Below are 20926 nucleotides of genomic sequence, written 5' to 3'. Positions count from 1 at the left end.
CGGATACGAAATTACATACTCTTTTAGGGGAGCCCAAGGGCTTTCCCAAGTGGTTTGAAAAGGACGGACAGGCATGCGTGGATCCAGGGTGGTGATGCTGGCAGGGGTGGCCGCAGTCCTGGCCGGGTGTTCCGTGCCGGGACCGGGCGGCGCTCCCGAAGGCATCCACGATCCCTACGAGACGCAGAACCGCAAGGTGCATGCCTTCAACCGCGATCTCGACACGCGGCTGTTCTCCGGCGACGGGCCGGGCTACGCCGGGGTGGTGCCGGGTTTCGCGCAGGATCGGATCTCCACCTTTGCCGACACGGTGTCGCTGCCGCAGACCGTGGTCAACCAGCTGTTGCAGGGCCGGCTCGTGCGCGCCACCTCCAACACCATGCGCTTTACGCTGAACGCGACCATCGGGGTGGGCGGTCTGTTCGACGTGGCCAACGAATGGGGGCTGGCGCCGGACGACTCCGGCTTTGGCGAGACGCTGTCCGTCTGGGGCGTGCCCGAGGGCGCCTACCAGGAACTGCCGCTGCTCGGCCCCTCGACCGAGCGGGATACCGCCGGTATCCTCGTCGACCTGCTGACGGACCCGGTGGCGTATGTTGTACCCAAGCCGGAACGCTACATCGGCACCGTTGCCAAGGGGTTGGACAAGATCGGCGAGCGCAGCCAGTTTGACGGCATCATCGAGTCGGTCTACGCCAGCGCCGACAGCTACGCGCAACTGCGGCTGATGTATCTTCAGAACCGCCGGCACGAATTGGGCGAAGAGGCCCCGGGCGGGGCAGATTTCGACCCCCTTTCGGTGGACACCGAAGGATTTTGACCAGGAGACTGTCATGACTCACCTGACACGACGCAGCTTCCTCACCACCGGAGCGGCGCTGGCCGCCTTGCCCGCCGCGCCGGCGCTGGCCCTGAGCGGCCAGGAGGCGGCGGCGCTGGTTGGCAGGATGGTCGAAGAGATCAACGCCGTCATCGCCTCGGGCAAGTCCGAGTCGGGCATGTTCCGCGAGTTCGAACGCATCTTCGTCAAGTACGGCGACACCAAGGTGATCGCCGCGACCGCGCTGGGGGTGGACGGGCGGCGCGCGACCAACGCGCAGAAGAAGGCCTTTACCGAGGCCTTCACCGGCTACATCTCGCGCAAGTACGGCAAGCGGTTCCGCGAGTTTATCGGCGGGCGGCTCGACGTGCAGAGGGTCAAGACGATCCGCCGCGGCTACGAGGTGCAGTGCACGGCGTTCCTGCGGGGCACCGACCCGTTCGAGGTCAGCTTTCACGTCTCCGACTCGAAGCGTTTCTACAACATGTTCATCGAGGGCGTGGACATGCTGCTGACCGAGCGGACCGAGATCGGCGCCATGCTGGACGCCCGTCGCGGCAACATCGACACGCTGATCGCGGACCTGCGCAGGGCAGGCTGAGCGCGGCGCCCGTCCCGCACGGGAAAGGCGTTTCGAAACGCCTTTCTTTCAAGCGGCTTCGAAGCCGCTTGAAAACGCGCTTGCAAGCGCGTTGAGAAAGGGCCTTCGAAGGCCCTTTTCCCCCGGCATGACCCGCGCGCGCCCCTCTCAGTTTCCGCCCAGCAGATCCCGCAGAACCTGCTCCAGGATGGTCTGGCGTTGCTGTTGTCGGTCCTGTTGCGGGACCGGCGCCGGTTCGGGCTGCACGACCACCGGCGCCACCGGCTCCGTCATCGGCAGGGGCCGCGGCGGCAGGCCCTCGTGGATGCGCAGCATCACCTCGTGCCAGATCTCCGCCGGCAGCCCGCTGCCCGTCACCCCCTGAAGCGGCGTGTTGTCGTCGTAGCCCATCCAGACGCCGGCCACGTAGTCGGCGGTGAAGCCGACGAACCAGGCGTCGCGGGCCTCCTGGCTGGTGCCGGTCTTGCCGGCGACCTGGCGGTCGGGCAGGGCGGCGCGGCCGCCGGTGCCACTGGTCACCACCTTGTGCATCATCCAGACCAGCTGTCGGGCCGCTTCCTCGCGCACCACGCGTTCGCCGATGCCGCCGCCGGACCCCATCAGCGGCTCGGGCTGGCCTTTCAGCCGCAGCACCCGCAGCCCGTAGGGTGTCACCGAAGAGCCGCCGTTCAGGATGCCGGCATAGGCGCCGGTCATCTCCAGCAGAGTCGCCTCGGACGCGCCAAGCGCCAGCGCGGGCGTGTCCGACAGCTCGCGCACGATGCCGAAATCGCGCGCCACCCGCAGCACCAGGTCGCGGCCGACGCTCTCGGACACCTTGACCGCCGGCACGTTCAGCGACCTCTCCAGCGCCTCGACCAGGGTCACCCGGCCGAAATGCTGGCGCGAGTAGTTTTCCGGGCACCATTCGCCCGACCCGGGGATGTTCAGGCAGTAGGGCGCATCCTCGACCGTATCCAGCGGCGAATAGCCCAGTTCCAGCGCCGTGGCGTAGACAAACGGCTTGAACGCCGATCCGGTCTGCCGCACCGCCTGCGTCGCCCGGTTGAACAGGCCCGAGGCATCGGTGTCGCGCCCGCCGATCATCGCCCGCACCGCCCCGTCCGCCGACATCACCACCACCGCGACCTCGGCCTTGGACCCGGCTTTCAGCTTTTCGCCCATGACCTTGTTCACCGCCTCGGCGGTGACGCGCTGCATGCGCTGGTCCAACGTGGTTTCGATGATCACGTCTTCGGTGGTGTCGCGGGTGAAGAAATCCGGCCCCGACTGCATCACCCAGTCGGCGAAATAGCCGCCGCGCATGGCCGATGCGTTGTCGGACAGAACCGCCGGGTTGTCCTGGTAGCGCTGGGTTTCCTCGTTGCTGAGGTAGCCCTGTTCGTTCATCAGCCGCAGCACCGTCGCCGCGCGGTCCTGGCTGCGCTTGAGGTTCGCCGTCGGCGCCAGCGTCGAGGGCGCGGTCAGCAGCCCCGCCAGCATCGCCGCCTCGGCCGGGTTCAGCGCGCTGGCCGGTTTCGAGAAATACCGCTGCGCCGCGGCCTCGGCGCCATAGGCGCCGCTGCCCATGTAGGCGCGGTTGAGGTAGATCGAGAGGATCTCGTCCTTGGTGTACTTGGCCTCCATGGCCATGGCATAGATCGCCTCCTGCGCCTTGCGCTTGAGCGAACCGGCGCGGCAGTCGGCGAGGTAGTCGGCTTCCTTCTTCCACACGGTCGGGTCGTATTCGACGCCAAGGCACAGCAGCTTGGCGGTCTGCTGCGTGATGGTCGAACCGCCGTGCCCCGACAGCGGCCCGCGCCCCTCGCTCAGGTTGATGCGGATGGCGCCGGCCACGCCGCGCGGGCTGACGCCGAAGTGCCAGTAGAACCGCCGGTCCTCGGTGGCGACAACCGCGTTCTTGAGGTGCGGCGACACGCTTTCGGCGGTGACGATGCCGCCGAACTGGTCGCCGCGCAGGGCAAAGACTTCGCCATCGCGGTCCAGCAGCGTGACCGACCCGCGCGCCCGCCCGTCCAGCACCTGCGACAGGTCGGGCAGCGAACTGTAGGTGTACAGCACCGCCCCGCCCAGGATCAGCCCCGCCACCACCACGGCCGAAATCGTCACCCGCAAGACCAGCCGCACGATCCACGACGCCAGCGCCGCCAGCACCCCGATCGGCCCCCGGCGCCGCGCCCGGGCCGGTGTGCGGCGGCTGCGGGTCCTGGCCGGCTTGGCCGGCTTGGCGGATTTGGCGGCCTGTTTGTCCGGCGCCGCGCCGCGCGGATAACGGCGGTCCGCCACCAGCCGCCTGGGTTTTCCCTTGGAGGTGCTCATTGAAACTGCCTGCTTCGTCCCTGCTCTCGCTGCGCGAGTCTATCGTCTTTGGACAGGAATGTTGACCATCGGCAAGCGGCCCTCACGTTTATTTTTCGCACAATAATTCACCGCCAGGGAAAAACAGCGCAAATATTGAGCAGGCCGGCCGGCGGATTTTCCCGAAAACCGGGCTTCTCCCTTCAATTCGTCCCTCTGCCACCGTCCTTCTGCGGGGGCAAACTGCGGGGCGTGCCCTGCCAGACCGAAGGGGACCAAGGTGAAACTGATCATTGCAACGATCAAGCCGTTCAAGCTGGAAGAGGTGCGCGAAGCCCTCACCGGCATCGGCGTGCGCGGCATGATGGTGACGGAGATCAAGGGCTTCGGCTCTCAGTCCGGCCATACCGAAATCTACCGCGGCGCGGAATATGCCGTGAATTTCGTGCCGAAAATCAAACTGGAAATCGTCGTCGCCGCGTCGATGGCCGATCAGGTGATCGAGACCATCAGGACCACCGCGCAGACCGGCAAGATCGGCGACGGCAAGATCTTCGTGCTCGACGTGCTTCAGGCCGTGCGCGTGCGCACCGGCGAAACCGACGCAGACGCGCTCTGAAGGGTGCAGTTCATCATGAGGGAAACGGATATGACACTTCTCAAGACGCTCGCACCGACCGCGCTGCTGCTGGCCGTGCCGAGCCTTGGCCTCGCGCAGGATGCGGCCGAAGCCGTGCCGGTGGCCGGGATCGATGCCTCGACCGACTCGATCTTCATCCTGAACTCGCTGCTGTTCCTTGTCGGCGGCTTCCTGGTGATGTGGATGGCCGCGGGCTTTGCCATGCTCGAGGCCGGCCTGGTGCGGACCAAGAACGTGGCGATGCAGTGCACCAAGAACATCGCGCTCTTCTCCATCGCCGGCATCATGTATTACCTCATCGGCTACAACCTGATGTACCCGCTGGGCAGCTGGTCGATCGGCACCGATGAGACTGGCGGCTACCTCGGCGCCTTCGGCGTCGCCGTCCTCGAAGCCGTGGGCCTGGCCCGCGACGGCGCGGACGACTACGGCTATGCCTCGACCGGCTCGGACTTCTTCTTTCAGCTGATGTTCTGCGCCACCACCGCGTCGATCGTGTCCGGCACCCTGGCCGAGCGGATCAAGCTGTGGCCCTTCCTGATCTTCACCGTGGTCCTGACCGGCCTCATCTACCCGATCCAGGCCTCGTGGAAGTGGGGCGGCGGTTTCCTCGACACGCAGTACGGCTTTCTCGACTTCGCCGGCTCGACGGTCGTGCACTCGGTCGGTGGCTGGGCCGCGCTGGCGGGCGCGCTGATCCTGGGTCCGCGTCTTGGCAAATACGGCAAGGACGGCCGCGTGCACCCGATCATGGGTTCCAACCTGACGCTGGCCACGCTGGGCACCTTCATCCTGTGGCTGGGCTGGTTCGGCTTCAACGGCGGCTCGCAGCTGGCCATGGGCACCGTGGGTGACGTCGCCGACGTGTCGCGCATCTTCGCCAACACCAACACGGCGGCTGCCGGTGGCGCCCTCGCCACGCTGATCCTGACCCAGGTGGTGTACAAGAAGGTCGACCTGACCATGGTGCTGAACGGCGCGCTGGCCGGCCTCGTGTCGATCACCGCAGAACCGCTGACCCCGACGCTGGGCCAGGCCACCCTGATCGGCGCCGTGGGCGGTGTGATCGTGGTCTTTGCCGTGCCGCTGCTGGACAAGTTCAGGATCGACGACGTCGTGGGCGCCATCCCGGTGCACCTCTGCGCCGGCATCTGGGGCACGCTGGCCGTGGTCCTGACCAACGGCGACGCCACCCTCGGCGGCCAGCTAATCTCGATCGTGATCGTCGGTGTCTTCGTCTTCGTGACCTCGGGCATCCTGTGGTTCATCCTCAAGGCGGTCATGGGCATCCGCGTGTCGGAAGAGGAAGAGATCACCGGTCTCGACATGGCCGAGCTGGGCATGGAGGCCTATCCCGAATTCTCCAGGGGCTGAGGGTCTCCTTCCACTCGGCTCTTGTGACCACTGGCCCGGGCGCGCGATCGCCCGGGTTTTTTCACGGCGGGTCGCGCAGCGATCCCGCCGGGTGGGGCATAGCGGGTCCTGCGCAGCAGGATCCCGCGGGCCCCACAGCCTCGACATGCCGGGTGCAACGTCAGCGGGTCGCGCAGCGATCTCGCCGGGTGGGGTATAGCGGGCCGCGTCGGCGGGCCGCGCGGCGATCCCTGCACTGTGCTTGGCTTCCCCCGCCATCCGGGAGAGAGTTCCGCCTACCGCAACCGCAACCTGACGGAGTATCCCGGATGAAAGTCGCCATTGTCGGTGCGGGCATGGTGGGCTCTGCCACCGCGTTCGCGCTGGTCCTGCAAAACGCCGTGTCCGAGCTGGTCCTGATCGACCTCAACGCCGCGCGCGCCAGGGCCGAGGCCGAGGACATCGCCCACGCGGTGCCCTTTGCCGGCTCCACCGTGGTGCGCGCGGGGGATTACCCGGACATCGCCGGGGCCTCGGTGGTGATCCTGGCCTGCGGCGTGTCGCAGAAACCGGGTGAAACGCGCCCCCAGCTGCTGGGCCGCAACGCCGAGGTGTTCCGCGCCGTGATCGGCCGGGTGATGGAGGTCGCGCCGGGCGCGATCCTGCTGGTGGCCAGCAACCCGGTGGACGTGATCACGCAAATCTCCACCACGCTGTCGGGCCTGCCGCCCGAACGGGTCATCGGCTCGGGCACGATCCTCGACACGGCGCGGTTCCGCTGGCTGATCGGCCGGCACCTGGGCATCTCGCCGGGGTCGATCCACGGCTATGTGCTGGGCGAACACGGCGACAGCGAGGTGCTGGCCTGGTCCAGCGTGCGCGCCGGATCGGTGCCGCTGGCGGCCTTTGCCGCGCAGGTCGGCGCCGCGCTGACAGACCGCGTGCGCGCCGAGATCGACCACGGCGTCCGCCGCGCGGCCTATACCATCATCGCCGGCAAGGGCGCGACATGGTACGGCATCGGCGCAGGGCTGGCGCGGATCGTCACCGCCATCGGGCGCGACGAACAGGCGGTGCTGTCTGTGTCGATGGTCGAGGCGGATGCGCTGGGCGTGCCGCAGGTGGCGCTGTCCCTGCCGCGCCTGGTGGGGGCGCAGGGCGTGTCGGCCACGCTCTGGCCCGACCTCGACGCGCCCGAGACGGAGGCGCTGCGCCACTCGGCCACCTTGCTGAAAGAGATGGCCGACAGCGTCCCGCTGTAGCCTCAGCGCCCGCTTTCCCGGTCCAGCCGCTGGCGGGCGATGGCCTCGTTCTTCTCGGCCTTGCGGTCGGCGCTCAGGGCCGCCTCGACAAAGTCCAGGTGCGCCGCCACCGCCGCCCGCGCGCTGGCCGCATCCCGCGCCTGAAGCGAGTCGTTGATCGCGCGGTGCTGCGCCAGCAGCGTGTCGCGGGTGGTGCGCTGTTTGAACAGGATCTGCCGGTTGTAGAACACGCCCTCGCGCAGCAGCTGGTACATCGACCGCATCATGTGCAGCATGATGACGTTGTGGCTGGCCTCGATGATCGCCAGGTGAAACTCGGCGTCCAGCCCTGCCTCCTCGGCCGGGTTGCGCTTGGCGTGGGCGGCTTCCATCTTGGCGTAGACGGCGGCGATCACGGCGAGATCGCTGTCGGTGCCATGGGTCGCCGCGCGCTCGGCGGCCAGCCCCTCCATGTCGCGGCGGAACGACAGGTAGTCGAACACCGCCTCGTCATGGCTGGCAAACAGCTGGATCAGCGGCTGCGAAAAGGCCGAGCCCAGCACCTCGGTGACAAAGATCCCGGCGTTGGCCCTGGAGGTCAGCAGCCCGCGCTCCTGCAATTCTGCCACCGCCTCGCGCAGCGAGGGGCGCGACACGCCCAACTGGTCGGACAGGTCCCGTTCGGAGGGCAGGCGTTCGCCCGGACGCAGCACGCCGCGCAGGATCAGAAGCTCGATCTGGCGGACAACGGCGGTGGACAGCTTTTCGGACTGGACCTTGACGAATGGCATTTTGGAATCCGTAGGTGTGGTCAGAACTTCTTACCAAACCCCGGCGCGCCTTACCACCGTGTCAGCGCGTCCTCGTCCTCGTCCCGCGCGGCGACCCAGGCGGCATTGTCGACGGTCTGTTCCTTCTTCCAGAAGGGCGCGCGCGACTTGAGGTAGTCCATCAGGTACTCGGCCGCCTCGAAGGCGTCCTTGCGGTGCGGCGCTGCGGTCGCCACCATCATGATCTGCTCGCCCGGCTCCATCCGGCCATAGCGGTGGATCACCAGCACGTCGCCCAGCGACCAGCGCGCGACCGCCTCACCGGCGATCTTTTCCAGCGCCTTCTGCGTCATGCCGGGGTAATGCTCGATCTCCATCGCGCGCAAACCGCCGCCCTTCAGGTCCCGCACGATGCCGGTAAAGGTGACGACCGCGCCCATGTCGTGCCGCCCGGCGGCAAAGCCCGCCGCCTCGGCCCCGAAGTCGAACGGCGCCTCCTGCACGATCACCCGCATCGGCCTCAGCCCCCGGTCATCGGCGGGAAAAACGCGACCTCGCGCGCGCCGGACAGCGGGGCGTCGAAATCGGTCAGCTCCTGGTCGACGGCGACGCGCAGCGCGCTGAGGTCGGCAAAGGCGGCCTCGTAACGGTCCTCGCGGGCGCGCAGCTCGGCCACCAGGTCGGCGACGGTGGCGGCCTGGGTCTCGATCCGTTCGCGCGGCAGGCCGATGCGCTCGCGCACCCAGGCGAAATACAGCACGTCCATCAGCGATCCTCCTTCAGATGCGGCATGGCCTTGCGGAAGTAATCCCAGCCGGTGACCATGGTCAACGCCGCCGCGATCCACAGCAGCACCAGCCCGCCCTGGCCGGACCAGATCATGCCGTGGTATTTCCACAGCAGGCCCATGTGGTCCGGGATCTCGCCGTCCAGTACCTGGCGGATGATCTGGTCGTCCATGCCCATGCTCGACATGACAAGATAGTGCTCGAAGATGCCCTGCGCAAACAGCACGGCGATGGCCACCATCTGCGCCGTGGTCTTCCACTTGGCCAGCTTGGTGACCTTCAGCGTTCCGGCGGTGGTGCCCAGGAATTCGCGCAGGCCCGAGACAAAGACCTCGCGGAAGACGATCATCGTGGCCGGCAGGACAAGCCACGGAGACCACGAGGAAAATCCGACGATGACCATGAGCGCGATCAGCACCATCGCCTTGTCGGCGATCGGATCCAGCATGGTGCCCAGCTTGGTGATCTGCTGCCAGCTGCGCGCCAGGTGGCCGTCGAACCAGTCGGTGATCGCGGCGGTCAGGAACAGCACCAGCGCGCACCAGTCCGCCAGCGGCCGCGCGAAATACAGGAACATGATCGCAACCCCGGGGGCGGCGACCAGGCGCAGGATCGTCAGGAGGTTGGGCAACGTCATTTTCATCGCTGTCTTCCTAGCGGGTTCTTGGGGGCGGGGGAAGGCCCGCGCCGCGCGCGCGGCGTCGTGTCCCTGTCAGCCCTGCGCCCGGGTCAGCAGCCGCGCGACAAAGGCGGCGCGGGCGGCGGGCAGGGGCCTGTCGCGCAGTTCGGGCGCCAGGCGGTGTTCCATGAAATATCCCGTGGTGGCAAGCGCCTGGGCGATCTCGGCGTCACCCGCCTCTCCCCGGCCCAGCAGCACCGGCGGCAGCGGCAGCAGCCGGTCGGCCCAGGCCCCGGCAGCGGCGGCGGTGACGGCGCGCCCCGTCTTGGGCGAGACATGGGCCAGCCCCTCGGTCGCCCCGGTGACGGCGCAGGCCGTCAGGTCAAGGCCAAAGCCCATCTCCTCGAGCAGGGCCAGCTCCCAGTTGAGATAGGCCAGCGGCCAGAGGTCGGTCTGCGCGAGCAGGTCCAGCAGCCGTTCGGTACGGGTGTAGAGCGCGGCGTGCGGCTCGCGTTCGGGCAGGCAGAAGGAGAGCAGCGCGGTGACCGCGTTCAGCCCGGCCAGCGCCAGCCGGTCGCCCATGGCGGCGGCCGCGCGGGACCGCTGCGGTTCGGCGGTGAAGGCGCCAAGGTGGTCCTCCAGCCGCGCCCGCCAGGCCAGGTCCAGCTGCGCCCCGGGTTGCAGGTGCGGCGCCAGCTTGCGCGAGGTGCCGCCGCGCAGCACGCCCGCGTGCCGCCCGTGCAAAGGCGTGAACACCTCGAGGATCAGCGCGGTTTCGCCGTGCCTGCGGGTGCTCAACAGAATGCCGGTGTCGCGCCAGTCCATGGTGCGAGGCTGGTCACAATGGTCCGGCGTTGCAAGGGGCGGATGGGGCAGATGAGTATTTGGACCAAGAAGAAGCCGCAGGTCAGGTCCGGGCGGCATCGTCGCGCAGGGCGCGGCCGGCGCGGTCCAGGGCCGTAACCCGCGCCAGGTCCCGATCAAAGCCGCGCGAGCCGCCCTTGTTCATGCCGCAGCGGGGAAGGTAAACGGGCGGCATGTCACGCATAGCCCGCCTGTTTGCCGCCTGTCTTGCCGTTCTGGCCTGGGTCACGCTCTGTCTCTACGTGCAGGTGGGGCTGGAGCGCCGTCCGCACTGGACGCTGTGGCAGGAGCTTTGGCGCACGGGTCGCTATTTCACCTTCCTGACCAACGTGCTGACCGCGCTGACCGCGACGGCGGTGGCCTTCGGCTGGCGCGTGGGCGCGGTCTGGATCACCGGGCTGACGCTGTGGATGGTCATCGTCGGCGTGGTCTATCACACGCTGCTGGCGCGGGAGTTTTCCGGGCTGAGATGGTGGACCGACCAGGGCCTGCACACCGCCGTGCCCGTGGCGCTGCTGCTGTGGTGGGCGGCCTTCGCGCCGAAGGCCGGGCTGGCCTGGCGGCACGCGGCGCTCTGGCTGACGTGGCCCGGCCTCTACATGGCCTATGCCCTGATCCGTGGCGAGATCGACGGGCGGCACCCGTATTTCTTTCTCGATCCGCCGCTCATCGGCTGGCCGAAGGTGCTGATGTGGATCGGCGTGCTGGGTGCGGTGTTCTGGCTGGCCGGGCTGGGGGCGGTGATGCTCGGCCAGCGGCTCAGCCGAGTCCGGGGGAGTCCAGCAGGTGACGGCCCTGCCGGTCCTCGACCTCGATCACCCAGAGATCGGGGTCAAAGCCGCGCTGGCGGGTGATGGCGGCGTCGACCTCCCGGTCCGGGCCGGAGGTGAGTTCCGTCCACCTGCGGTCGCCGGTCATCAGGTCAAAGCTGCGGCTGTAGGCGCGCGCCTGCCCGTCCAGCGTGTTGAGCTTGACCAGCACCGCGCCGGCGGTGTCGTCGCCATGCGCGGTGACAAAGGCCGGGATGTCGTGCAGGCGCAGGTGGGTGAGGTAGGCGTCGATCCAGAAGCGCGCGGTCAGCCGTGGCGTCATGTATTGCCGTCGCGGAAATCCAGCCCCATCTCGGAGTAGCGTTCCGCCTCCTCCAGCCAGTTCTCGCGCACCTTGACCTGCAGGAACAGGTGCACCGGGCGGCCGAGGAATTCGACCAGCTCCTCGCGCGCGGCCTTGGAGACGGCCTTGATCGTCTCGCCCTTGTGGCCCAGCAGGATGCCCTTGTGGCCGTCGCGGGCGACGTAGACGATCTGGTCGATCCGGGCCGAGCCGTCGTCGCGTTCCTGCCAGCTTTCGGTTTCCACGGTCAGCTGGTAGGGCAGTTCCTGGTGCAGCCGCAGGGTCAGTTTCTCGCGGGTGATCTCGGCGGCGATCATGCGCAGGGGCAGGTCGGCGATCTGGTCCTCGGGGTAGAGCCAGGGGCCCTCGGGGACCTTCCCGGCCAGCCACTTGCGCAGGTCGTCGACGCCGTAGCCCTTTTCGGCCGAGATCATGAAGGTTTTCTCGAACGCAAATCGGTCGTTCATCGCCTGGCTGAGCGCCAGCAGCACCTTGGCCTCGACCCGGTCGATCTTGTTGATGGCCAGCACCACGCTGCGCCCCCTGGGCAGGCCCTCGAGACCCTTGAGGATGTTTTCCACCCCCTCGGTGATGCCGCGGTGCGCCTCGATCAGCAGGACGATGATGTCGGCATCGGCGGCACCGCCCCAGGCGGCGGCCACCATGGCGCGGTCCAGCCGGCGGCGCGGCTTGAACAGGCCGGGCGTGTCGACAAAGACCAGCTGGCTGTTGCCCTCCATCGCCACGCCGCGGATGCGGGCGCGGGTGGTCTGCACCTTGTGCGTGACGATGCTGACCTTGGCCCCCACCATGCGGTTGGTCAGCGTGGATTTGCCCGCGTTGGGCTCTCCGATGAGGGCGATGAAACCGGCGCGTGTGGTCATGGTCTGGCTTGGCTTTCCTGCGAACAAGGTCGCGCTTTAGCCGGTTTTGCCGGCTTCTGCCAGAGCGGAGAAGGCAGGCGGCTCAGCGGCGTTGCCGCCGCCGCCTTTCGCGCAGCAGAGAATAGAGCCCCGAGCCGACCACCAGCGCCGCGCCGCTCAGCGTCATCGCGTCCGGGCGTTCGCCGAACAGCGCAAAGGCGAAGACCAGCGCCACCAGCAGGCGGAAGTAGCGGAAGGGCGCGACAACGCCGACCTCGCCGCTGCGCATGGCGGCGGTCAGCGCGCTGTAGCCGATCACCCCGGCGATGGCGGTGGCGCTGATGAAGGCGGCGCCCATCGGCGTGGGCAGGCGCGGCGGGCCCGGCTCAAAGGCCAGGATCACCAGCCCCGCCACGGTGACGACGGCAAAGCCCAGCAGGCCCAGCTGCGACGAATGCACCTGCGCCGGGGCGGTCCGGGTGGCCAGGTCGCGCAGGGCAAAGCCCAGCATGCCCAGCACGGCAAAGACGGCGGTCGGGGTGAAGTGCTCGGGCGTCGGCCGCAGGATCATCATCACGCCGACCAGCCCCAGCCCCATGGCGACCCAGCGCCGCGGGCCGATCCGTTCGCCCAGCACCAACGCCGCGCCCAGCATGACCACCAGCGGTGCGGCCTGCAGGATCGAGGAGGTCAGCGACAGCGTGTTGTAGGCGAGGCTGAGGGCAAAGAACAGCCGGCCCATGATCTCGAACCCGGTGCGGATCAGCAGGCGCGGTTGCAGGTAGGCCGGGTGCCACAGCGGACGGTCGCTGCGCCGCGCGATCACCGCGTAGATCGCCATGGCGGTCAGACCGAATTGCAGCGTGCCCATGCCGGGGCTGGTCCATCCCGCGCCGGTGGCGGCCTTGAAAAAGGCGTCCTCGACGGCGAATCCGACCATGGCCAGCATCATCCAGAGCGCGCCCTTGACGTTGTCGGTCATGTGGTCGGGTTTCCGGCCCGGTCATGGACGCTCAGGAAAAAGTTGTTTCTCACTAGTCTGTTTGCTCCTTGGGGAAATGGGCGAGACTGAGCAATTTCAATGCATTGGCTGCGCAAATGGCCTTGCGCCGGCGCCAAGCCATTGGATAGCATGAAACGCATTCGGGAATGGGAGTGAGCACTTGGAAATATTTGTACTTCTGCTTGGTATCGCAGTTTTGGTTCTGATCGTTTGGAAATCATCGAAAAGCTCTCATTCTCAACACACGACGTTGCCAGACCAGACGGCGGATCCACTTGATTTTTCTTCTCTCCGACCGCCGCCGTCCTCCCCCGATCGGCCTTCCCTCCGACCGCTGCCATCAGGAGAAGCCTCGCCGGTGCGGCGGGTGCTCAAAGGTCGCGCTTGGGTCGTCGATGGAGACACGATTGACGTTGAGAGGGTTCGCTTGCGGCTGTTCGGTATTGATGCGCCCGAGATGGACCATCCTTACGGGAAGCAGGCGAAATGGGCCATGGTCAAGCTGTGCAAGGGGCATCTGATTACCGCAGAGATCGTGGACGAGGATGCCCATGGTCGCACCGTTGCCCGGTGCCTGCTACCCGATGGGCGTGATTTGTCCGCCGAATTGGTGAAACAAGGCCTGGCCTTGGATTGGCCCAAGTACTCCGGCGGCAAATACCGTGGTCTCGAAACCGAGGGAGTCCGAAAAAAGCTCTGGCGGGCGGCCGTGCGCCAGCAAGGTCGCGCCGAGCTGTGGGACAAGTACCCAACGGCGCAGCAGCGGCGCGACAATTCATAGGTCACTCCAGCCGCTCCAGCAGTGCCTTGGCCGCCATCTGTTCGGCCTGCCGCTTGTTCCCGGCGGTGGCCTCGGCGGTCTCGCCGCTGTCCAGCCGCGCCTGGATCGTGAAGACCGGGGCGTGGTCCGGGCCAGAGCGGGCGGTCTCGACGTAGGCGGGCGGTTGCAGCCCGCGCGCCTGCGCCCATTCCTGCAACGCGGTCTTGGCGTCCTTGGCGTCGTCGTCCACCTCGGCGATCCGGTTGTGCCACAGCCGCAGCACCAGCGCCCGCGCCGCCTCGAACCCGGCGTCCAGGTAAACCGCGGCGATCACCGCCTCCATCGCGTCGCCCAGCAGCGCCAGCTTGCGCCGGCCGCCGGATTTCTGCTCGGACCGGCCCAGTTTCAGCGCCTGTCCCAGCCCGATCTCGCGCGCCACGTCGGCGCAGGTTTCCTTGCGCACCAGCGCGTTGAAACGCGGCGCCAGCTGGCCTTCGCTGGCGCCCGGATCATGCGCCAGCAGCGCCTCGGCCATGACCAGGCCCAGCACCCGGTCGCCCAGGAACTCCAGCCGCTGGTTGTCCTCGCGGCCGGGGCCGGACATCGACGCATGGGTCACCGCGCGGCGCAGCAGCCTCGGGTCGCGAAAGCTGTGGCCCAGCGTCTCTTGCAGCACGGTCAGGTCTGCGGACAGTTTCATTCGATCCTCCTCAGGACGCGTCCCGGGCGCCCCTCCTGCGAGTAGAGCACCAGCCGCACGCGGCCTTCAACATGGTCGAGCGGCACCAGCCCCGGCCCGCCCCGCGCCTGCGCGACGCGGCTGTCGAGCGAGTTGTCGCGGTTGTCGCCCAGCACGAAGACATGGCCCGGCGGCACCACGACCAGCGCGGTGTCGTCGGTGGCGGTCGGGCCGATGTCCAGCACGGTGTAGGCCGGGCCGCCCGGCAGGGTTTCGCTGGCGGCGTGCTTGGCGCAGGGCGCGCCTTCGGCGACCGGGGCCAGGCAGCGCGGGCGGGTGCCCATGGTCGTGGCGCGGTAGGGTTCGCTCCAGTCCGCCAGCGCCGTCTGCGGCAGCGGCGCGCCGTTCAGGATCACCTGGCCGGCCTGCATCTGCACGCGGTCGCCCGGCAGGCCGATCACCCGCTTGAGGTAGTCGGTGCGATGCACCGGGTGACGAAAGACCACCACGTCGCCGCGCCGGGGTGCGGCCAGGCTGCGCGTGGTCACCACGTAGTCGCCCGGTTGCAGGGTCGGGGACATGCTGCCGGTGGGGATGATGTAGGGCGCCCAGAGCGCGCGGCTGGCCAGCAGCGCGACCAGGATCCAGACCAGTCGTTGTCCGCCCCGGCGATAGGCGCCGGGCGCGGCGTCGGGCCGGGTACGGCGGACCAGCAGCACGGCCGCCAGCACCAGCGATACGACCGGCACCGCCAGCCCCCACATCCACCAGCCCGACATGCCCGCTGCCCGCAGTCGCCGCCGCGCGTGGCCCCAGAACAGCAGGATTGCCAGCGCGCTGGCCAGCGCGACAGCCGCGCCTGCGGGGCTCAGCGCCCCGACGCGGGATTGCAGCAGCAGCACCAGGGCGACGGGCAGGCAGGCCAGCGCAAAGACCGCGCGGCCGCTCAGGCCGCGCCAGTCCAGGGCATCGCGCAGGAATCCCATCGGATCCCGGTCACTCGATGGCTTGGAAATAGCGGTCGCTGCGCCAGGTCCAGAAGAACAGCATCGACCGCCCGGCGGAAGAGAACATGATCCGGTCGGCCCGGCCGACGAGGTTCTCGTAGGGCACGAAACCCACGCCGTTGGCGATATTCGGCACCCGGCTGTCGGAGGAGTTGTCGCGGTTGTCGCCCATGAAGAAGTAATGCCCCTCGGGCACGGTATAGACCGGCGTGTTGTCCGACCCCTGCATCGAGATGTTCAGGATCGAGTGGCTCTTGCCCTCGGGCAGCGTCTCGACCAGCTTTTCCTTGATGCAGACCGCGCCGTCGCCGACGGTGCCGTTGGCGCAGCGCGGGCGCAGGCGCTGCGGGCCCTGCGGTGCGGCGATCTCTTCGAATGTGCCGTCCGGCGTCTGCGGCAGCGGCTTGTCTTCGATGTAGACAATGCCGTTCTTGACCTGGACACGCTCGCCCGGCAGGCCGATCAGCCGCTTGATGAAATCGCGCCCGGTGACCGGGTGGCGGAACACCACCACGTCGCCGCGCTGCGGTTCGCCGCCGAACAGGCGCGCGTTGTCGCCGTCGGCCCAGCCGCACAGCCTGGACGCGTCGAGGTTGATGCCGAACCGCGGGATGATGATCGACGGGCAGGAGGCGTAGGAATAGCCGTAGGCCATCTTGTTGACGAAGAGGAAATCGCCGATCAGCAGCGTATCCTTCATCGACCCGGACGGGATCCAGAACGGCTGGAACAGGAAGGTCCGGAACACGCCCGCGATCAGCAGCGCATAGACGATGGTCTTGAGCGTCTCGACAAGACCGCCCTTCTTTTCTTCGCTGGCCATGTGGTCTGCCCTTTGCCTCACCTGTCCGGCGCTTCATGAGCGCGGGGACAAGGCGTGTCAAGGCAGGAGGGGGCGGCGTTGACCGTGGGGCAGGGCGGCTGCTAGCCTGCCCGCAGGTCGATGAACAAGGGATTTGCCATGGTCTTGCCGCGTCTGTGTGCCCTTGTCTGCGCGCTATTGCTCGCACCGCCGGTCTTTGCCCAGGACGACTGTCCGTTCTCTTTCGAGATCGACGCGCAGAGCAGCGCCTTCCAGGCGTTGGTCGAAGGGGCTCAGGCGCGCGGCGGCTTCTGGCGGCCGATCCGCGAGGCACCCGACGACGTGCAGCAGATGGCCGGCTTCATCGGCCGGCTGGACATCTGCCTGATGACCCCGGACGGCAAGCCCGCCACCGTTGAGACCGCGCGGGGCTCCAAGCTGCTGGATAGTCCCCATGTGACCAGTTGCACCGCTGCGCTGCTGCCGGACAACCGCCTGCTGACCAACGTTCATTGCTTTTATGATCCGACACTTGTGCGCGCGGGATTTACCATCGTGGCCGAGGCGCAGATCAATTTCGGCTATGTGTCCAAGGACTTCACCGACGAGGTGCGCAGCTATCGCGTCTCGACCCGCGAAGTGGCGATGGACCGCGACACCGATGCCATGGTCCTGCAGATCATCGGTGCAGACGCCAACGCCGCGCTGGGCGGGCATATCCCGATGCAGATGGAAGAGGTCATCACCCCGCGCGAAGCCCTGACCATGATCCATCATCCAAGGGGCGACCCGCTGCAATTTTCCTCGGGCACCTGCCAGGTGGCCCCCGAACAGGCGGAACTGCCCGAAACCGCCAGCCAGTTGCGCCACATCTGCGAGACGGCAGGGGGCTCTTCCGGGGCGCTGCTGCTGGATTCGCGGACGCTGGCGGTGGTCGGCCTGCACAATCAGGGCGGGCTGAACGCCCGCGGCGGCTACAACAGCGCACACAAGATCGCCGCCGTCGAAAAGGCGCTAAAGCTGGGGTTCCGCCCGTTCACGCCAGCGCCCGTCGCCCCCGCCGCGCTGGCCCCCAGCCGCGAGTCCCTGGCGCAGGCGGCGCTGACCGAGGCGTTCCAGGCCCCGGACGAAGCGGCGCGGCGCGCCGCCTTGCAGGCAGTGCTGACGGACTTTCCCGACAGCCGCGCGGCGGCCAGCGCGCGCAACGCGCTGGCACTGATGGCGCCAAAGCCGAAGACGACCGAGGAACAGGCCACCGACCTGCTGCTGGCGGCGCTCAAGGAGAGCGACGCGGCGCAACAGCGCCCGCTGTTGCAGGACATCCTGGCACGCTTTCCCGGGACCGCGGCCGCGCAGAGCGCCACATCGATGCTGGCGCTCCTGACACCGAGGCCGGTCGCGGCGCCCAAGCCGGTCCCTGCGCCCGTGCCCGTGCCTGCCGGCAGCGCCGATGCGGTCTATGACGGTCAGACCCTGCGCATCGGCGGCACCGTGTTCGTCAACGAGGGCGATATTGTCGTCGTCGCCGCGGCGCCGGGCGACTCGGTCTTCAGGACAGGTGACAAGGTCTTTGGCATCGGGAGCGTGGAAACCCGCACCACGCAGGACCTCGTGGACGCGCTTGACGCAGCGAAACGCGACGGCACGAACACGATTTCCCTGAACGTGCTGCGGGTCCTGCGGACGCTCGACATCAACCTGCCGGTGCCGGATCAGATCGTCATGGAGCGCGGCCCGTCACAGGCCGACGCCAAGACCCTGAAGGTGGCACAGGACGGCAGCGGGGATTTCGACGCCATCGCGCAGGCCGTCGCGGCCGCGAAACCCGGCACGCGGATCGAGATTTACCCGGGCACCTATGTCGGCGGGGTCGAGGTGGACAAGGAGCTTGAGCTTGTCGGCGTCGGTGACCGCGACAGGATCATCTGGGAAGCGCAGGATGAAAATGTCATCCGCTGGACCGCGCCCTCCGGCCGCATCGCCAACCTGACCCTGCGGCAGAGGGGCAGCGCCGACTTCGGAGCCGTCCAGTTTTCCAAAGGGGTCCCTGTGCTGGAGACCTGCGATCTGACCTCGAACGGCGGTCCGGTCGTGTCGATCATCAAGACAGCGGACCCGGTGCTGCGCAATAACATCATCCGCGACGCAAAGATGGACGGGGTCTTTGTTCATGAAGGCGGGCGCGGGACACTGGTGAACAACGAAATTACCGGCAATGGGCGTAGTGGAGTCTCGATTTTTTCCGGAGGAGACCCGGTCCTGCGCAACAACGTCATCGGCAATGGCAAACGGTCTGGCGTCCTTGTTTTCAAGTACGGACGCGGGACGCTGGAAGGCAACGAGATTTTCGGCAATGCGCTTGCGGGAGTCGGAATAGGCACCGGAGGCGACCCGGTCCTGCGCAAGAACGTCATCCGCGATGGCAATTCATCCGGGGTCTACGTTTATGACGACGGGCGCGGGACACTGGAGGGCAACGAGATTTTCGGCAATGCGCTGGATGGCGTCTTTGTCTTGACTGGCGGCGACCCGGTGCTGCGGTTCAACGTGATCACCCGCAACGGTCGCCATGGCGTTCGGATCGACGCCACCGGCAAGGGCACTTACATCGGCAACGACTTGCTCCTCAACAAGCAAGGTGCCTTCAACATCGCCCCTGACGCAGGCGAGGTCAAACGCCGCGACAACCTCGAATGATCACGCCTTCACCCGCGCCTCGATCACCACAAAGGCCTGCGCCCAGGGGTGATCGTCGGTCAGCGTGACGTGGATGATCGCCTCGTGTCCCGGCGGGGTCATCGCGTCCAGCCGTTCCTTGGCCCAGCCGGTCACATGCATCACCGGCTGCCCGGTGCGCAGGTTGCTGACCGCCATGTCCTTCCACGCGATGCCCATGCGCAGCCCGGTGCCCAGCGCCTTGGAGCAGGCTTCCTTGGCCGCCCAGCGTTTTGCGTAGGTCCCGGCCACGTCGGCGCGGCGCTCGGCCTTTTGCTGTTCGACCTCGGTGAAGACGCGGTTGCGAAAGCGGTCGCCAAACCGCTCCAGCGTCGCGGCGATGCGGTCGATGTTGGCCAGGTCGGTGCCGATCCCCAGGATCATGATCCCTCCGTCATGCGCTGAACAAGGGGAAGGACAGCCCCGCGGCCCCCGCCCCCGATTGCCGCGCCACAAAGCGTCCCATCGTGCCAAAGGTCAACCAGAAGAGCCCGATCACCGGCGCCGGTCCGGCGGAGCCCGAGTCCGGCGCGCCCACCCTCCAGCCGCCCGGCCGCCACGGCCAGCACCGCAACCAGCGTCCGGATCACCGCGTGAGGCGGGTGGCGATGTCCCCGGTCGCCTGGTTCAGGGTAAAGCCCAGCGTCGCGCGCGCCGGCATCCCGCTGTCAAAGTCGTAGACATCCACCGGCAGGGCAAAGCTGAGGCCGGTGGCCGGGTCATAGCTGGCGGTCAGACCCGCGAAATCCATCCCGGCAAAGCCCATGCCGTTCAGCCCGATCACCTTGCACTGCCGGTCGCCCAGTTCGGAATAGGGCGGCGACAGGACCAGCACATAGGCCCATCCGGCGGCAGGCTCGATGGTGTCCAGCATGGCCAGCCGGGTCTTGCCCTCGGAAAAGGTGCGGGTGTTGGCCTCCCAGGGTTCGACGATGTTCCGGGCGCCGGCCTGCCAGTCACAGTCCAGCACGGAGACCACGTAGTCCTGCGCCGCGGCCAGCGAGGGCAGCACCAGCAGGGGCAGGGCAAGCAGGGGGCGGGTCATGATCGGCTCCGGTCGCCGGGCGGACGGCCCGCCCGGATCAAAGCCAAGCACGCGCGTCCCGGCGAGGCAAGACCAAAGCCGCGCCCCGCGAGGCGGTCAGAAGCCCAGGCGCTGCAACCGGCCGATCACCTTGCGGAAAACGATCGGCGGCAGGATCTCCTGCAACATGTCCGCGCGCCGCACCTGCCGGTCGACCTGGTCGCGCGTGCCGGGGCGCGGCTTGAACAGGGTGGTGTGCGCCTTGCGGGTATGGTCCCAGGTCGCGGTGTAGTAATACAGCGCCAGCGACATGCGCGGCTCGCCGTCCGGGTGGTTCACCGTCTCGGGGTTGCCGTGCCAGGTGTCGGACCCGGTGTTGAAACAGCACATGCGGTTGAACATCGGCAAAAAGCTGTCGACCTGCGCCGTCATGTCGGTGTTCCAGATCTCGAACGACCCGCCGTAGTCCTTCTGCCAGTCCTTGTTGAGGTAGATCAGGATGTTCAGCCGGCGTTCCAGGTTCAGCTTGGCGTTGTGGTTGAAATCGGCGTGGATATCCAGGTGCCCGCCGTTGGCCACCACGTGCACCCCGCCGCCGGCGAAATAGGGATCGGGGATCAGCCCCTGTATCCCGGTCATCTCCTCCAGGAACCGCACGAAGGGGCGCGAGTTCAGCACATAGAACAGGTTGCGCGTGTAGGGCGGCAGGCGCTCGGGCAGGTAGCTCGACTTCAGCTTTTCCTGCGGCCGGTCGAACATGGTCTCGGCCTCGGGCAGGGTGCGGATCTCCTGCAACACGCGCTCCAGCACCGCCTCGGGCAGGAAGTCGTCGAACGACCCGTAGGGATAGGGCTTGCGCGCGCGGTAGGTTTCGGCGGCGGCGGCGCCGGCCGCCTTGGCCGCGGCCGCGTCGATCGCCAGGGTCTCGGGATCCATCGGGATGACAGGCATGGGTCCACCTCTGCT

Annotated in this window: 24 protein-coding genes; 8 read left to right on the top strand and 16 right to left on the bottom strand. The window is 67.7% G+C overall.

Going from position 1 to position 20926, the window contains the following annotated elements; genetic code table 11:
* Positions 1 to 73: 73 nt before the first annotated feature.
* Both MAA8898_RS10840 and MAA8898_RS10835 read left to right on the top strand, forming a co-directional pair.
* Positions 74 to 820, top strand: a complete 747-nt coding sequence (locus MAA8898_RS10840) for an MlaA family lipoprotein (RefSeq protein WP_094021032.1) — start codon at positions 74 to 76, stop codon at positions 818 to 820.
* Positions 821 to 833: 13 nt separating this feature from the next.
* Positions 834 to 1421, top strand: a complete 588-nt coding sequence (locus MAA8898_RS10835) for an MlaC/ttg2D family ABC transporter substrate-binding protein (protein ID WP_176445127.1) — start codon at positions 834 to 836, stop codon at positions 1419 to 1421.
* A 147-nt stretch (positions 1422 to 1568) separates the two neighbouring features.
* On the opposite strand, the gene MAA8898_RS10830 is transcribed toward MAA8898_RS10835, so the two are convergent.
* A complete protein-coding gene (locus MAA8898_RS10830; protein WP_094021031.1) occupies positions 1569 to 3740 on the bottom strand; it encodes a transglycosylase domain-containing protein in 2172 nt (723 codons plus the stop codon).
* Positions 3741 to 3999: 259 nt separating this feature from the next.
* Here MAA8898_RS10830 and MAA8898_RS10825 point away from each other — a divergent pair, with 259 nt between their 5' ends.
* The 3 genes from MAA8898_RS10825 (at position 4000) to MAA8898_RS10815 (ending at position 6974) form a co-directional block, all read left to right on the top strand.
* Positions 4000 to 4338: a P-II family nitrogen regulator gene (locus MAA8898_RS10825; RefSeq protein ID WP_094021030.1), complete on the top strand. Its 339-nt coding sequence runs from the start codon at positions 4000 to 4002 to the stop codon at positions 4336 to 4338.
* Positions 4339 to 4368: 30 nt separating this feature from the next.
* The gene (locus tag MAA8898_RS10820) at positions 4369 to 5733 is read left to right on the top strand and encodes an ammonium transporter AmtB (protein WP_094021029.1); all 1365 of its coding nucleotides are present in this window, start codon (positions 4369 to 4371) and stop codon (positions 5731 to 5733) included.
* Between the two features lie 308 nt (positions 5734 to 6041).
* Positions 6042 to 6974 carry an L-lactate dehydrogenase gene (locus tag MAA8898_RS10815; RefSeq protein ID WP_094021028.1) on the top strand — a complete coding sequence of 311 codons (933 nt, stop codon included), beginning with the start codon at positions 6042 to 6044 and terminating at the stop codon, positions 6972 to 6974.
* A 2-nt stretch (positions 6975 to 6976) separates the two neighbouring features.
* On the opposite strand, the gene MAA8898_RS10810 is transcribed toward MAA8898_RS10815, so the two are convergent.
* The 6 genes from MAA8898_RS10810 to MAA8898_RS27070 all read right to left on the bottom strand — a co-directional run bounded on the left by MAA8898_RS10810 (position 6977) and on the right by MAA8898_RS27070 (position 10169).
* Positions 6977 to 7744: an FCD domain-containing protein gene (locus MAA8898_RS10810; protein ID WP_094021027.1), complete on the bottom strand. Its 768-nt coding sequence runs from the start codon at positions 7742 to 7744 to the stop codon at positions 6977 to 6979.
* Positions 7745 to 7794: 50 nt separating this feature from the next.
* Entirely contained in the window at positions 7795 to 8238 is a 444-nt protein-coding gene (locus MAA8898_RS10805) for a molybdenum cofactor biosynthesis protein MoaE (protein WP_094021026.1), read from the bottom strand.
* A gap of 5 nt (positions 8239 to 8243) precedes the next feature.
* Complete coding sequence (gene moaD, locus MAA8898_RS10800; RefSeq protein WP_094021025.1) at positions 8244 to 8489, bottom strand: molybdopterin converting factor subunit 1; 246 nt, start codon at positions 8487 to 8489, stop codon at positions 8244 to 8246.
* Positions 8489 to 9154 carry a CDP-diacylglycerol--glycerol-3-phosphate 3-phosphatidyltransferase gene (gene pgsA, locus MAA8898_RS10795; protein ID WP_094021024.1) on the bottom strand — a complete coding sequence of 222 codons (666 nt, stop codon included), beginning with the start codon at positions 9152 to 9154 and terminating at the stop codon, positions 8489 to 8491. Before pgsA ends, moaD begins: the two co-directional genes overlap by 1 nt.
* Before the next feature lie 69 nt (positions 9155 to 9223).
* Entirely contained in the window at positions 9224 to 9955 is a 732-nt protein-coding gene (gene recO, locus MAA8898_RS10790; protein WP_094021023.1) for a DNA repair protein RecO, read from the bottom strand.
* Between the two features lie 82 nt (positions 9956 to 10037).
* On the bottom strand, positions 10038 to 10169 hold the full coding sequence (locus MAA8898_RS27070) for a hypothetical protein (RefSeq protein ID WP_281252864.1): 132 nt from the start codon (positions 10167 to 10169) through the stop codon (positions 10038 to 10040).
* Between MAA8898_RS27070 and MAA8898_RS10785 the strand changes: the two genes are divergently transcribed.
* The gene (locus MAA8898_RS10785) at positions 10168 to 10848 is read left to right on the top strand and encodes a Pr6Pr family membrane protein (RefSeq protein ID WP_176445126.1); all 681 of its coding nucleotides are present in this window, start codon (positions 10168 to 10170) and stop codon (positions 10846 to 10848) included. The genes MAA8898_RS27070 and MAA8898_RS10785 overlap by 2 nt on opposite strands.
* On the opposite strand, the gene MAA8898_RS10780 is transcribed toward MAA8898_RS10785, so the two are convergent.
* The 3 genes from MAA8898_RS10780 to MAA8898_RS10770 all read right to left on the bottom strand — a co-directional run bounded on the left by MAA8898_RS10780 (position 10754) and on the right by MAA8898_RS10770 (position 12952).
* Positions 10754 to 11086 carry a DUF1491 family protein gene (locus MAA8898_RS10780; protein WP_094021022.1) on the bottom strand — a complete coding sequence of 111 codons (333 nt, stop codon included), beginning with the start codon at positions 11084 to 11086 and terminating at the stop codon, positions 10754 to 10756. The two genes, MAA8898_RS10785 and MAA8898_RS10780, sit on opposite strands and share 95 nt — an antisense overlap.
* Positions 11083 to 11991, bottom strand: coding sequence for a GTPase Era (gene era, locus MAA8898_RS10775; protein WP_094021021.1), 909 nt, complete (start codon positions 11989 to 11991; stop codon positions 11083 to 11085). The genes MAA8898_RS10780 and era overlap by 4 nt, the downstream gene beginning before the upstream one ends.
* An 82-nt stretch (positions 11992 to 12073) precedes the next feature.
* Entirely contained in the window at positions 12074 to 12952 is an 879-nt protein-coding gene (locus MAA8898_RS10770; RefSeq protein WP_094021020.1) for a DMT family transporter, read from the bottom strand.
* 181 nt (positions 12953 to 13133) lie between these two features.
* On the opposite strand from MAA8898_RS10770, the gene MAA8898_RS10765 reads away from it, so the two are divergent.
* Positions 13134 to 13754 carry a thermonuclease family protein gene (locus tag MAA8898_RS10765; protein WP_245853359.1) on the top strand — a complete coding sequence of 207 codons (621 nt, stop codon included), beginning with the start codon at positions 13134 to 13136 and terminating at the stop codon, positions 13752 to 13754.
* A gap of 1 nt (position 13755) precedes the next feature.
* On the opposite strand, the gene rnc is transcribed toward MAA8898_RS10765, so the two are convergent.
* Genes rnc through lepB (MAA8898_RS10750) form a run of 3 tightly spaced genes read right to left on the bottom strand, consistent with a single transcriptional unit; the run spans position 13756 to position 16242 of the window.
* Positions 13756 to 14433, bottom strand: coding sequence for a ribonuclease III (rnc, locus tag MAA8898_RS10760; protein WP_094021019.1), 678 nt, complete (start codon positions 14431 to 14433; stop codon positions 13756 to 13758).
* The gene (gene lepB / locus MAA8898_RS10755) at positions 14430 to 15398 is read right to left on the bottom strand and encodes a signal peptidase I (RefSeq protein ID WP_094021018.1); all 969 of its coding nucleotides are present in this window, start codon (positions 15396 to 15398) and stop codon (positions 14430 to 14432) included. Before lepB (MAA8898_RS10755) ends, rnc begins: the two co-directional genes overlap by 4 nt.
* A gap of 10 nt (positions 15399 to 15408) precedes the next feature.
* The gene (lepB, locus tag MAA8898_RS10750) at positions 15409 to 16242 is read right to left on the bottom strand and encodes a signal peptidase I (RefSeq protein WP_094021017.1); all 834 of its coding nucleotides are present in this window, start codon (positions 16240 to 16242) and stop codon (positions 15409 to 15411) included.
* Positions 16243 to 16419: 177 nt separating this feature from the next.
* Here lepB (MAA8898_RS10750) and MAA8898_RS10745 point away from each other — a divergent pair, with 177 nt between their 5' ends.
* Positions 16420 to 18918, top strand: coding sequence for a right-handed parallel beta-helix repeat-containing protein (locus MAA8898_RS10745; RefSeq protein WP_176445125.1), 2499 nt, complete (start codon positions 16420 to 16422; stop codon positions 18916 to 18918).
* Here MAA8898_RS10745 and acpS read toward each other — a convergent pair whose 3' ends face one another.
* From acpS to MAA8898_RS10730, 3 genes are all read right to left on the bottom strand, one after another.
* Positions 18919 to 19320, bottom strand: coding sequence for a holo-ACP synthase (acpS, locus tag MAA8898_RS10740; RefSeq protein WP_094021015.1), 402 nt, complete (start codon positions 19318 to 19320; stop codon positions 18919 to 18921).
* Positions 19321 to 19522: 202 nt separating this feature from the next.
* Entirely contained in the window at positions 19523 to 19981 is a 459-nt protein-coding gene (locus tag MAA8898_RS10735) for a hypothetical protein (RefSeq protein ID WP_094021014.1), read from the bottom strand.
* A gap of 96 nt (positions 19982 to 20077) precedes the next feature.
* Complete coding sequence (locus MAA8898_RS10730) at positions 20078 to 20911, bottom strand: 2OG-Fe(II) oxygenase (protein ID WP_094021013.1); 834 nt, start codon at positions 20909 to 20911, stop codon at positions 20078 to 20080.
* Between the last annotated feature and the right edge of the window lie 15 nt (positions 20912 to 20926).

The organism is Antarctobacter aquimaris, from assembly GCF_900184945.1.
Lineage (GTDB): Bacteria > Pseudomonadota > Alphaproteobacteria > Rhodobacterales > Rhodobacteraceae > Maliponia > Maliponia aquimaris.
Note: the sequence above shows the minus strand (reverse complement) of the source record. Positions and strands in the feature narration are given on the sequence as shown.